The 12,986-nt window shown below is 58.4% G+C and carries 11 protein-coding genes; 6 read left to right on the forward strand and 5 right to left on the reverse strand.

Annotated features, from left to right (window positions below):
* Positions 1-27 precede the first annotated feature (27 nt).
* From C1N60_RS22445 to C1N60_RS22455, 3 genes are read right to left on the reverse strand one after another with little or no spacing between them, the layout of a single operon-like run.
* Positions 28-1,344, reverse strand: coding sequence for an MmgE/PrpD family protein (locus tag C1N60_RS22445; RefSeq protein WP_394521831.1), 1,317 nt, complete (start codon positions 1,342-1,344; stop codon positions 28-30).
* Positions 1,341-2,492: an amidohydrolase gene (locus C1N60_RS22450; RefSeq protein ID WP_394521832.1), complete on the reverse strand. Its 1,152-nt coding sequence runs from the start codon at positions 2,490-2,492 to the stop codon at positions 1,341-1,343. The genes C1N60_RS22445 and C1N60_RS22450 overlap by 4 nt, the downstream gene beginning before the upstream one ends.
* On the reverse strand, positions 2,489-3,034 hold the full coding sequence (locus C1N60_RS22455; RefSeq protein WP_394521833.1) for a GNAT family N-acetyltransferase: 546 nt from the start codon (positions 3,032-3,034) through the stop codon (positions 2,489-2,491). The genes C1N60_RS22450 and C1N60_RS22455 overlap by 4 nt, the downstream gene beginning before the upstream one ends.
* A gap of 252 nt (positions 3,035-3,286) precedes the next feature.
* On the opposite strand from C1N60_RS22455, the gene C1N60_RS22460 reads away from it, so the two are divergent.
* From C1N60_RS22460 to C1N60_RS22470, 3 genes are read left to right on the forward strand one after another with little or no spacing between them, the layout of a single operon-like run.
* A complete protein-coding gene (locus C1N60_RS22460; protein WP_394521834.1) occupies positions 3,287-4,357 on the forward strand; it encodes an iron-containing alcohol dehydrogenase family protein in 1,071 nt (356 codons plus the stop codon).
* Between the two features lie 34 nt (positions 4,358-4,391).
* Positions 4,392-5,690: an LLM class flavin-dependent oxidoreductase gene (locus tag C1N60_RS22465; protein ID WP_058770255.1), complete on the forward strand. Its 1,299-nt coding sequence runs from the start codon at positions 4,392-4,394 to the stop codon at positions 5,688-5,690.
* A 16-nt stretch (positions 5,691-5,706) separates the two neighbouring features.
* Positions 5,707-6,906 carry an aminotransferase class I/II-fold pyridoxal phosphate-dependent enzyme gene (locus C1N60_RS22470; protein WP_394521835.1) on the forward strand — a complete coding sequence of 400 codons (1,200 nt, stop codon included), beginning with the start codon at positions 5,707-5,709 and terminating at the stop codon, positions 6,904-6,906.
* A 156-nt stretch (positions 6,907-7,062) separates the two neighbouring features.
* On the opposite strand, the gene C1N60_RS22475 is transcribed toward C1N60_RS22470, so the two are convergent.
* A complete protein-coding gene (locus C1N60_RS22475) occupies positions 7,063-7,464 on the reverse strand; it encodes an H-NS family histone-like protein (RefSeq protein WP_394521836.1) in 402 nt (133 codons plus the stop codon).
* A gap of 712 nt (positions 7,465-8,176) precedes the next feature.
* Here C1N60_RS22475 and fhuE point away from each other — a divergent pair.
* Complete coding sequence (gene fhuE, locus C1N60_RS22480; RefSeq protein ID WP_394521837.1) at positions 8,177-10,375, forward strand: ferric-rhodotorulic acid/ferric-coprogen receptor FhuE; 2,199 nt, start codon at positions 8,177-8,179, stop codon at positions 10,373-10,375.
* 134 nt (positions 10,376-10,509) lie between these two features.
* Here fhuE and C1N60_RS22485 read toward each other — a convergent pair whose 3' ends face one another.
* Positions 10,510-11,409, reverse strand: coding sequence for a nickel/cobalt transporter (locus C1N60_RS22485; RefSeq protein WP_031279999.1), 900 nt, complete (start codon positions 11,407-11,409; stop codon positions 10,510-10,512).
* 160 nt (positions 11,410-11,569) lie between these two features.
* Between C1N60_RS22485 and fetA the strand changes: the two genes are divergently transcribed.
* Both fetA and fetB read left to right on the forward strand, forming a co-directional pair.
* Positions 11,570-12,238: an iron efflux ABC transporter ATP-binding subunit FetA gene (gene fetA, locus C1N60_RS22490; RefSeq protein ID WP_394521838.1), complete on the forward strand. Its 669-nt coding sequence runs from the start codon at positions 11,570-11,572 to the stop codon at positions 12,236-12,238.
* A complete protein-coding gene (fetB, locus tag C1N60_RS22495; protein WP_394521839.1) occupies positions 12,225-12,986 on the forward strand; it encodes an iron efflux ABC transporter permease subunit FetB in 762 nt (253 codons plus the stop codon). Before fetA ends, fetB begins: the two co-directional genes overlap by 14 nt.

Genomic DNA, 12,986 nt, shown 5'->3' on the forward strand with positions numbered 1-12,986 from the left:
TAAGCGAAGAACGCGCGCCGGCAGGATTCAGGCGCGCAACAGTTGGCTTAATGTAGCCAAATCCGCCGTGCTTTGCAGCTCGCTGATAGCCAGTAACTGCTGCTGGCGCGCCGGCACTTCATGGCGCAGCGCCTGACGCAGTTTGGCCGCCACATCTACGCCATCCGCCAGCGACTGCTGCCGCGTGCGGCGCTGCTGCAACTGACGACCCTCCTTCAGCGTCAGCGTGACGAGATGAAAACGCCGCGCCGGGTTGAGCGCATCGGGCGGCGCGGACGCATCCGGCGTGCGACGCACTTTGGCCGCCAGCGGCATCACCGCTGGATTAAGCGCACCTTCGGCAAAATCTTCCAGCCGCAAATCGTCATACATCAGCATGGCGGCAATCACGTACTCCAGGCTAAAGCGTGCTTCGATGCCGTTAGCCGGCACGCGAACTGCCGCCGCGATGTCACCACCCGGCGGGAAGGCGACCGTGATGTCATCAATATTTTCCAGCAGCGAGTCCAGCGAGTGACCTTCCGCCAGCCAGGCGCGCCGCAGCAGACGTGCCGCTTCGGCAGCGCTGTGAGTTCCGGCGCAGGTGGGGAAGGGTTTGAACTCCAGACCGGGGGTACTGATGCGCCACGGCGCGCCCCAGTTTTCCACCAGCCGTTGCGGCTGCGCCTCGCCGTTACTGCTGGCGGCGAGAAACGCGTCGATCACGCCTTCATGCCGGCCATCGAATTTCGCCAGCGTCAGCTGCGCCGCCATCACCGCACGCTCTGCCGCCAGTCCGGCATGCAGCGGCTTCACCGCCGAACCAAACTGAGCGCGCAGTCCGCTGGCCTGGGTCGCCGCGATGCCGATCAGCGTGGCGCAGTCGGTTGCATTAAGCTGCAGCAGACGTGCCAGCGCGGCCGCCGCCGCCAGCGTGCCCAGCGTGGCCGTGTTGTGATAACCCAGCGCGTAGTGCTGCTGGCTGGCGGCCAGTCCCAGCCGGCCAGCCACTTCCACGCCGATGACATAGGCATCAAGGAACGCTTCGGCAGTGGCGGGCTGCTGCTGCTGCCAGGCAAACAGCGCGGGCAGAATCGCCACGCTGGGATGGCCGCGAAAATCGGCATGGAAATCATCGTAATCCAGCGCATGGCCGGCATAGCCCAGCAGCAACGCCTGTGAGCGTACGCTGCCGTCGCCATAAACCTGTCGCAGCGCCGGTAAGCCGCTGTCCGGCACCTGCTGCTGTAACACCGGCCAGCTCACGGCGAGAAAATCCTGTATGCCAGTGCGCGCGGCATCACGTGCCGCCGCATCCGGCTGGCTTTGCAGGATGCGCTCAGCCAGCGCGTGGCTCAGGTTCATGCCCGCTCCAGACTGCGCAGCGCCGCCACGGCGAGCTGCGCGAGGTAGCGTGAGGTGGGCAGCAACACCGCATCATTGATGCGAAAAGCCGGATGGTGCAGCGCATAAGGTTCGCCAGTGCCGATCATCACAAAGGCGCCGGGCAGCTGTTGCTGATAAAAAGCAAAATCTTCGCCGATCGGGCTGGCTTCCACCACGCGCGCCTCAAGTCCGCTGGCGGTGGCCTGCTGCAGAGCAAAATCCGCCCAGTGCGCATCATTCACTACCGCAGGCGGACCGGCGTGCCAGTTAAACTCAACCTCTGCGGCAAAAGCCGCACCAAGGCCAAGCACGATTTCGCGGAAGCGCTGCTCCAGTCGCTCACGCGTGGACTGAGAGAAGGTGCGCACCGTGCCTTCCAGCCAGGCGCTGTCCGGAATGACGTTCCAGGTGCTGCCGCTGTGCAGCTGGGTGATCGACACCACCGCGTTGTCAGCGGAGGGGGCGTTACGGCTAATCAGCGTTTGCGCCGCGGAGACAATCTGCGCCGCGATAACGATCGGATCGTTGCCCTGATGCGGTTTGGCGGCATGGCTGCCGGTGCCGGTGATGCGGATATCGAAGCGATCCACCGCCGCGGTCAGCGCGCCGGCTTTGCTGCCCACCACGCCAGGCGGCAGCGACGGATCGTTATGAATGCCGAAAATCGCCACCGCCTCCTGCAGCGCGCCGGTGGCGATGACATCCGGCGCGCCCTGGCCGCTCTCTTCGGCGGCCTGGAACAGAATCCGCACGCGGCCGGGCAGCGTTGCCTCCTGCTGCTTAAGCAGAATCGCCGCGCCAAGTGCAGCGGAAGCGTGAAAATCGTGGCCGCAGGCGTGCATCACGCCGGGACGCTCCGAGCGAAAAGCAACGTCCGACTGCTCTTCAATCGGCAACGCATCAATATCCGAACGCAGCACAATCAGCGGTCCCTGTGCCGGGCCGACCTCCGCCACCAGACCGGTTTTCAGTGGCAAATCAACGATGCGAATCTGGTGCTGTTCCAGCTGCTGGCGCAGGCGGGCGGTAGTTTCAAACTCCTGATTAGAGAGTTCCGGAAAACGGTGCAGTTCGTGGCGAAAGGCGATCAGCTGCTCGCCCAGCGCTGTTTCATTCAGTTGGCTCATGCCTGGCTTCCTTGTGATGCTGCCTGGCGCGTCAGCCAGGCATCGTGCGCGGTTTCATCCAGCACTTTTTTCATATATTGCGTGATGTGGCCTTTGCCGAGATCGGTGGTGTGCATGAGCACAAATCCGCGCTTGCGATACATATCAATCAGCCACGGATGGTTGATGGCGGTACCGAGCGATACCGCCGGTGCGCGTAACTGGCCGCGTAAAATTTCCTGCTCCAGGCGATCCTGAACCTGGCGGCCAAACTGCTGCCCCGCGTAGTCCGGGTGAGCGCCAAACCAGCCGATATGCGGCAGGCCGAACGGACCCGGCAACGGGCCCCATGGATAACGCACGGTGACCGAGGAGACCATCACGCCCTGGGCATACAGCGCATACACGCCGTGGCTTTGCAGATGCCGCAGCGTTTTCTCGTGGTCAGCGGTGGCCGCATCAAATTTGATCCCCAGCGCCAGCGTGGGCGCATAGGCGGCATGCATCAGCGCCTGATAAGTGTCCACTTCGTCTTCTGTGACCTGACGAAACTCAAGTGTCATAGCTATCCCCGGAAAACCGCCCGGCGGGCGATAAAGAAAGAAGGCTCAGAGTAGCAGTAAAGCGCTGACGGGCTATATGTGAAATCCGGATAAGCTAATGCAAATTTGTGAAAATGAAATGGCGGCTTTTTCATTGCACAAATCGCCATTTACCGTAGTATGCATAAAATACATAGCGCTATAACTATTTCGCATTAATCCTCTGAAATATAACAATTTTGTTATGGCGTTTTTCCTAATCAGGGTGACAACGTGTTAGCGATTAAATCTCCGCGTGTCTACGCACACGAACCGGGACTGCGTGCGCGCACCGGTGAATTCATTAAACCTTATGCTACGCATATCCGTATTTTCACCTCTCCGCGCGCCTGGCAGGCGGTTAATCCGCAATTAACGCAAAGTCTGGAAACCTGTGGTATTCGCTGGGAAATCGAGTATTTGCACGGCGAATGCACCGATGCGGCCATTGATACGCTGAAAAGCAATCTGCAACAGCAGCAGGCTGAACTGCTGCTGGCAATTGGCGGCGGGCGCGTACTGGATGCGGCTAAAGCGGTCGGCAGCCAGTTACCGGAAATCACCGTCGTCAATTTCGCCACCGTCGCGGCGACCTGTGCCGCCTGGTCGCCGGTGGCGATTATTTATGACGCGCAGGGCGGCCACGTGCGCAGCCAGCCGCTGGGCAAAATGCCTGAACTGGTACTGGTAGACAGCGAAGTGATTGCGCAAAGTGATGTGCGTTACCTCAAAGCGGGCATTGTTGACGCGCTGGCTAAATACTACGAGTTCTCTCCTTATCTGCGGCACAACCCCCACGATCTCGCCCTCGATCTTAAAGTGATGACCGCGCAGCGCGCGCTGGATGTCTATCGCCAGCACGGTGCCGCCGCCGTGCTGGCCAACCAGCAACAGCAGGTGACGCCGGAACTGGTGAAGGTGATCGATGCCAGCATTGTGCTGGCCGGCCTGGCCAACAGCGTGCGTGATGTGCTGCCAACGCCAGGCTTTGCCCATGCGATTCATAACCGTCTGACCCATCAGCCGGAGCTGCACCACTGGCTGCACGGTGAAAAAGTCGGTTACAGCCTGCTGGTGCAGTCGCTGATTGAGCACGACGGTGAGCCGGACGCCGCGCTGCTGGCGCTGCTGCGGCAGTATGATATGCCGCTGACCTTAGCGCCGCTGCACGGCGATCGTCGCGCAGCCATCAGAAGCATTGCTGAACAGATCAAATTCCCGGCGGCCAGCGCCGAACGTCTGCCGTTCCGCATCAGCGCGGATGCCTTAGAGCAGGCGCTGCTGGCGACTGAGAACGCCTTTTAATTGTTATTGACCCTTTTATTGACCAGGAAAAAATATGGCTACTTCATCTTCACGCCGCATCCGTTTAGGGCTGTTTGTACAACCGGTTGGACAGCATGTGAGCGGCTGGCGGCTGACGGAAAATCTGGGCGATCCGACGGATATTGACTGGCTGATCACCATCGCGAAAAAAGCCGAAGCCGGCAAGTTTGATCTGTTCTTCGTGGGTGATGCACTGGCGACCAGCATGTATCGTCTGCCTTCCACCATGGCGCGTCTGGAGCCGTTAACGCTGCTGTCGGCGCTGGCGGTCAACACCAAACGTATTGGCCTGGCGGCGACCGCCTCGACCACCTTCAGCGACCCGTTCACCATGGCGCGCAGCTTCTCATCGCTGGACCACATTAGCCGCGGCCGCGCCGCCTGGAACGTGGTGACGTCGTTCTCTACCGATGTGGCGCGTAACTTCAGCCGCAGCGATATGCCTAATCATGCGGAGCGCTACGCGCGCGCCCGTGAATTCCTTGATGTTACCTATAAGCTGTGGGACGGCTGGCAGGCAGGGGCGGTGCAGCCCAACAAAGAGACCGGTCAGTACTTCATTGATGACAAAATTCAGCCGATTAACCACGTCGGCGAGCACTTCCAGGTGCAGGGCCCGCTGAACATTACCCGCTCACCGCAGGGGCGTCCAGTGATTATCGAAGCCGGTTCTTCCAGCGATGGGCAGAAGCTGGCGGCAGAGACCGCCGAGGTGATTTTCACCGCCTCGGCCAGCCTGGAAGAAGCACAGAGCTTTTACCGTTCGCAAAAAGATCAGGTGATTGCCGCCGGACGCAATCCTGATCACGTGGTGATCATGCCTGGCGTGATGCCGATTGTTGGCCGCACGCGCGAAGAGGCCAAAGCGCTGTGGAAAGAGCTCAACACGCTGGTTGATATCGACAACGGTCTGCGTCAGCTCTCGCTGCGTTTCAATATGGATCTGAGCCAGTATCCGCTCGACGGTCCGGTGCCGGAAGTGCCGCTGGGTGAAGGCAACCAGAGCCGCGTGAAACTGATGACCGACATGGCGAAACGTGAAAATCTGACGCTGCGCGAACTGGCCGCGGTAGCCGCCGGATCGCGTGGTCACCGGGTAATCGTCGGTACCGCGCAGGATATTGCTGATGACTTTGAGTTGTGGCTCAACGAGGGCGGTGCCGATGGTTTCAACATCATGCCGGCGATCATGTCCGAGCAGCTGGATTTGTTTGTGGAGCTGGTGATTCCGGAACTACGCCGTCGCGGTCTGTTCCGCGAAGAGTACGAGTTCGCCACGCTGCGTGAAAACCTCGGCCTGCCGGTGGTGTGAGAGACAGGAGCGAAACATGATCACCCTATCGAAGCGCGTACAGTCTGTGTCGCTCTCGGCTAACGCGGCGGCACGTCAGCTGACGCGCCAGCTAAAAGAGCAGGGCGTGGATATTCTTGACCTCACCACCGGTGAGCCGGATTTTGATACGCCCGCGCACATCCGTGCCGCCGCCAGCGCCGCGATGGATGGCGGTGAAACCCGTTATACGCCGACCAATGGCACCACCGCGCTGCGTAAAGCGGTGCAGGCCAAACTGGCGCGCGAGAATCAGCTGCAGTACGCGCAGGAGCAAATCTGTATCGCCAACGGCGCAAAACAGATCATCTTCAACGCGTTTGCCGCGACGCTAAACGACGGCGACGAGGTGATTGTGCCCACGCCATTCTGGCCAACTTTCCCGGACAGCGTGCGCTTCAACGGTGGCGAGGCGGTGCTGCTGCCTTGTCCGCTTGAGCAGCAGTACAAGCTGCAGCCGGCGCAGCTGGCGCAGGCGATCACTGAGAAAACCCGCTGGCTGGTGCTGAACAATCCCGGCAATCCCTCTGGCATGGTGTACAGCGCACAGGAGTTGCAGGCCCTGGCGACGGTGCTGCGCGATCATCCCAATGTGCTGATTATGCTGGATGAGCTGTACGAACATATCCTGTTTGACGATCGTCAGCACGTTAGCCTGCTGCAGGTGGCGCCGGAGCTGGCTGAACGCATTTTGCTGGTGGGAGGCGCGTCGAAAACCTATGCCATGACCGGCTGGCGCATTGGCTTTGCTGCCGGGCCGCAGCCGCTGATTGATGCCATGGTAGTGGTGCAGTCGCAGAACAGTTCTGGTGCCAGCGCCATCAGCCAGGCGGCGGCGGTTGCGGCCTTTGACGGTGGGCTCGATTTTCTGCCCCCGCAGCGCGCCGCGTATCAGGCGCGACGCGATGTCATTGTGCAGCAGTTGCAGCAGGTGGCCGGCATTGAAGTGCTGCAACCTCAGGGCGCATTTTTTGTCTTTTGTCGCTGTGCTGGCCTGCTGGGCAAAACCCGGCCTGACGGCGCCGTACTGCATGATGAACAGGATGTGCTGAATTATCTGCTGGAGAGCGGTGTGTCCGGCGTTGCGGGCAGTGCTTACGGCCTGTCGCCGTATTTCCGTTTGTCGATCGCCACGGATATCGATAGCGTGCAGGAGGCGGGTAAACGTATTGCGCGCGCCTGTGCAGCGTTAATCTGACGGGCGGGTGTGGGAAGGCGTAATGGCCTGATCACCTCGCGGTACACTTCATGAAAGGAATGCATGAAAGGATTGCATGAAAGCATTTAGGGTGCCGCGATACAGGGGCGGTGATGCGGCAATTAGCCGGTTCCGCCCCGATTTCCTGCGACTGGATTAAATCAGAAAATCATCCAGCGAACCGCCAGCGTCAATCGCTGACTTTATCGGCGAGGGAGTACGACCCTGACCGGTCCAGAATTTCTCATTACCCTGTTCGTCGGTAAATTTATACTTCGCCGGACGGGGTGCACGTTTTGCTTTGCTCTTCGTTTCACCCTGGTTTAATTGCGCCAGTTCATTAATTGTAATGCCGTCTTTGCGCAGCATCTCTTTATATAACGCCAGCTTCTCTTCTTTTTCGCGCAGTGCAGCACTCTCTGCAGCCGTCTCTTCGCGGCGTTCGGCGACCACCACGGCAAACTTCTCCAGCATTTCGTTTAATACCGCAACCTCAATATTACGTGCTTCAGCACGCAGCGTACGAAGATTGTTCAATGCCTTGAGTGCATCGCTCATGTATAAACCCTTATTACTGATATCACTGATTCGAAAGCGTGCATTCTACGGCAATTTTATTCAAATGGAAATATTCACCCGCCGACAGATTTGTCCGGAAATATGCCCCGACCTGTACAGTTTTTGATTGGGCGTAAAGATTTTTGTCTCTTCATTGATTACGCATAAACATGTTAGCGGCTGATTTAATATTACTCGCCACCTACGTTAAGCCGTTCATTTAACATCGCGGCATCTCACGCAATATACGTCACGGCGATTTACAGCTTAATAAATGGCGCCATGTTAACAACGCAGCGATTGCTGCAGGATTAAAAGCATAACTGGTCCACCTTAGCGCAGAAAAGGAAACTTTATAAACACCTTTCCTATCGGCAGCGTAATTATAAATCAATGGCGGTGACCGGGTACGAAGCTGGTAAATGCGTGGTGTTCAGATGCCAGATCAGGATGCAGGCACAGCCGTTCAGGCGGGGAGGCCGTAGGTCACGTACCGGTTGACTGAGATTAAGGATGATTTCAGGCGTGATAGTTTCCTGTAAAGCAGCCTCAGGGCCGTTACTCCCTGAAGCATAAGATTTTTTCGCATTGTGAAGGCGTCAGAAAGGCAGTAACAAATTCTTGCAATGTTAATCTTAATGCGTATATTTCTCATTTGCTTTCTTAACCAAATGCTCACCACACAATAACGATAAGCCGATTGAGGAATATTATGTCTTGCAAAGAGATGCGCGTCCGGGACGCAGGTCTTGCGCCGCAGCGCACGCTGCGCCTGTCACTGCTGGCAGTGCTGGTTGCCTCGGGTGTCGCTCAGGCGGCCGATACGCAAAACAGTGAGGCCACCCTGACCGTTGATGCCAGCGCCAGCGCAGAAGCGCAGCAGGCGCAGGCCGCAGCGGATTACAGCGTACCGGTGACGCGGGCCGGCACCAAAATGGCGCTGACCGCACGTGATATTCCCCAGTCGGTTACCATCGTCAGCAAGCAGCGCATGCAGGATCAACAGCTGCAGTCGCTGAACGACGTACTGAGCAACACCACCGGCATCCACGGTGTGGCCGCCGATATGGACCGCATCAATTACTATTCGCGCGGTTTCCTGATCGATAATTACATGACCGACGGCATTCCGACCGCGTTTGCCCAGCGCTGGAACCTCGGTGATGCGCAGACCGATACCGCGCTGTACGAGCGCGTCGAAGTGGTGCGCGGCGCAACGGGCCTGCTGACCGGACCGGGCAATCCTTCCGCCGCCATCAACATGGTGCGTAAACATGCCGACAGCAAAGAGTTTACCGGTAGCCTTGAAGCTGGCTATGGCAGCTGGAATAAGCAGCGTTACGTCGCCGATCTTTCTGCACCGCTATCACCGGAAGGCAACGTGCGCGGTCGCCTGGTTGCCGGCTATGAAGACAAAAACAGCTTCATTGAACGCTACGGCGCCGATAAGAAGTTTATCTACGGCGTGGTCGACGCTGACGTGACGGACGCCACCAGACTGTCCGTTGGTTATGAATTCAGCCAGGTGAACACGGATTCACCGATGTGGGGCGGTGCGCCGCGCTGGTACACCGACGGCACGCAGATCCACTCGCGTCGCGGCTATAACACCGCACCTGAATGGGCTTACAACAACAAAGAAAATAAAAAGGTCTTTGTTAACCTGCAGCAGAATTTCGATAACGGCTGGAACATCACCCTTAACGGCACGCATAACGAGATGTTCCTCGACAGTAAGCAGCTGTATCTCGACGGTTACTTCGACAAAACCACTGGCGCAGGCGTCTCTGGTTATGCCGGCTATCCGGTGGTGGGCGGAACCGGCTACAACACCGGCAAACGTAAGGTGGATGCGGTCGATACCTTCGCCAGCGGTCCTTATGAACTGCTGGGCCGCCAGCATGAGCTGATGGTCGGGGTGAACTACAGCCGTCAGGACAACAAATATTACAGCGCCTGGGCCAACATTTCGTCAGCCGAGCTGGGCAACTTCAACCAGTTTAACGGCGATTTCCCTGAAACCGACTGGAATCCGCGTGAACCCGCGGCCGACACCCAGCTGGTGCGGCAGAAGTCAGCGTATCTTGCGACGCGCATCAATCTGGCCGATCCGCTGCACCTGATTGTCGGGGCGCGCTACACCAACTGGAACCGCCAGACGCTGACGGCAGAGATGGAGAAAAACAACATCACGCCGTACGGTGGGGTGATTTGGGACTTCTACGATAACTGGTCTGCCTACGCCAGCTACACTTCGGTGTTCCAGCCGCAAGATTATCAGGATGCGTCAGGCGCGTATCTCTCACCGGTAATTGGCAAAAACTACGAAGCGGGCGTGAAATCTGACTGGTTCAACAGCCGTCTGACGACGTCGGTATCGATTTTCCGCACCGAACTGGATAACGTCGGCCAGAGCACCGGTCAGACCAATGCGCAAACCGGTAATACTATTTACGTGGCGAAGAAGGGCGTGGTAAGTCGTGGCGTCGAGTTTGAGGTCAACGGAGCGCTGACCGATAACTGGCAGATGACCTTTGGCGGGACCTCGTATGTGGCGGAAGACGCCAACGGCGATCGCTACAATTCACAACTCCCGCGCACCTCGTTCAACCTGTTCACCAGCTATCGCCTGCCGATGCTGGACCAGCTGACGCTGGGCGGCGGGGTGAACTGGCAGGCGAGAACTTACGCGGACATCAGTGGCCCGGATGGCAATGGCACCTGGCGCACCCGTCAGGGCAGCTATGCGCTGGTGGATCTGTTCGCGCGCTACGACGTGACCAAAAACCTCAGCCTGCAGGCCAACCTGAATAACCTGTTCGACAAAGAATACGACGAAAACGTCGACAGCACCGGCATCGTCTACGGCGAACCGCGCAACTTTATGCTGTCCGCGAAATACCGTTTCTGATCATTAAGCTGGTATCAAAAGCAGCACCTGACATCCCCTCTCCCGGGGAACAGGCCGCACCTGACATTCCCTCTCCCGCGTGCGGGAGAGGGTTAGGGTGAGGGGAAAACCGCACCCTCCCCAAACCATGCACCTCAGCATCCCGCCGCAATATAATCCCCGTTGGCACTCACCGGCACCACGGTAAAAAACAGCACCAGCGCAAACATCACCAGCAATATCCCACCGGCGATCCGTACCGCTCTCAGCAGCGATGCCGCCTGCGGCGAGCGCTCTGCCAGCCATAGCTGCCCGGCGCGCTGACGGTAATGCTGCACAAACAGTGCCAGCGCCACCAGCGCCATGCCGGTACCGAGCGCCATACTCATCACCGCCAGCATACCCCAGCGCGTAATCCCGATGACGCTGGCGAACAGCAGCACCGTCAGCGCACCGCTGCACGGCCGCACGCCGGTGGCAATGATAATACCCGCCCAGCTTTTCCAGTCGCTGCCGTGCCCAGCCGCGACGCCATGCGCGTGGCCGCAATGATCATGATGATGCTCCGCTGGTGGCCTGCGCCAGGCTTGCAGCAGCAGCATCACGCCCAGCCCGGCAATGAACACAGCGCTGGCTTTCTCCAGATACCAGCGACTCAGGCTGAGATCGCCGGTGGTCAGGTTAAAACCAACCGCCAGAATAAAGACAAAGGCAATCGCGCTCAGGCCCTGCACCAGGCTGCCCAGCAGCGGCACGCTCAGCGCCACGCCGCGCGGGGGCTGATGGGTGGTCAGCCAGGTGGTAACGATAAATTTACCGTGCCCGGGACCCACCGCGTGCAGAATGCCGTAAATGAAGGTCACAGCTAGCAGCCACAGTCCGGCACTGTACTGGCCGCTATTGATTTGCAGTAAATGGGTAACCAGCAGCCGGTGCAGCTGAATCTGACTTTGCAGTGCCCATGCCTGAAACGCGCTCCAGTGCAACGACAGCAGTGTCAGCGCGCTCAGCAGCAGCACGCTCGCGCAGAGAAATCCGGTTTTGGTGGCGGTCATAGTAATGAAAAAAGTGGTCCTGAATGCCTCCAGCATGCGGATTTCTGCCGCGTTGTAAAGCCACGGCGGTTAAACGGCAGCCGCTCTCCGCATCGTGACGCATTCCCCTGCCTTGTGCAGCTGTCTATAATCTGCCGACAATTTCTCACGGATGCCTTTTATGTCTGCTGATTCTCCTTTGCTGGCGGTACAAGACGTCACGCTGGCCGTGCAGGGGCGCACCTTGCTGGCGCCGGTATCACTGCAGCTGTACGCCGGTGAAACGCTGTTGCTCACTGGCCCGTCCGGCAGCGGCAAAAGCACGTTGCTGAAAATTATTGCCTCACTGCTGGAGCCCGATAGCGGCCAGATCCTGTTTCAGCAGCGGGATATTCACACGCTGAAAGTCGAACACTATCGCCAGCAGGTCTCCTACTGTTTCCAGACACCGCAACTGTTTGGAGACACGATCTACGATAACCTGGCGCTGCCGTGGCAACTGCGTCAGCAACAACCGTCACGCGAGCAGCTGGTGGCGGCGTTGCGCAGTCTGCATTTATCCGGCGACATGCTGGACAAAAACGTTGCCGGACTCTCTGGGGGTGAAAAGCAGCGGGTGGCTTTGCTGCGCAATCTGCAGTTTCTGCCACAGATATTGCTGCTGGACGAAGTGACCAGCGCACTGGACGAGCCCAATAAACAACGGGTTAACCAGCTGATTGCCGCGCTGGTGGCGGAAAAAGGGCTGGCGGTGATCCGTATCAGCCATGACGTACAGGAGATTGATGCCGCTGAGCGTATTCTGCGGCTGACCCCACCCGCAGCGGGAGAACAGCATGAATCAGCATAATATCAGCGATAGCTCGCTGCTGCTTTCACTCATGCTGGTGCTGGTGGCGCTGCTGATTAGCCAGAAAGAGAAGCTGGGGATGAGCAAAGACATTCTGTGGAGTGTCACGCGCGCCATTATCCAGCTGGTGATCGTCGGTTATGTGCTGAAGTCAATTTTCGATGTTAATAATGACTGGCTGACGCTACTGATGGTGCTGTTTATCTGCATCAATGCAGCGCTGAATGCGCGCAAACGTAGCCGGCGGATCGATCATGGTTTTATCATCGCGCTGGTGGCGATTACCAGCGGTACGGCACTCACGCTAACGGTGCTGCTGCTGAGCGGCGCCATTGCCTTTGTTCCCATGCAGGTAATCCCCATTTCCGGCATGATTGCCGGTAACGCCATGGTCGCGGTCGGGCTGTGTTTCACCAACCTCAATCAGCGCTTTAGCGACAACCAGCAGAAAATCATGGAGATGCTCAGCCTGGGCGCGCCGATCAAACGCGCATCCGCCGGGCTGATGCGTGACAGTATTCGTGCCGCGATGATCCCCACCGTTGATGGCGCAAAAACGGTGGGGCTGGTAAGTCTGCCAGGCATGATGTCCGGGTTGATATTCGCCGGGATCGATCCGGTAAAGGCCATCAAGTACCAGATTATGGTGACGTTTATGCTGATTGCCACCGCCAGCCTGTCGACCATCATCGCGGCGTGTCTGTCCTACCGTCGCTTTTACACCGCGCGGGCGCAGCTCAAACCGTAG

The organism is Pantoea sp. SGAir0184, from assembly GCF_043544755.1.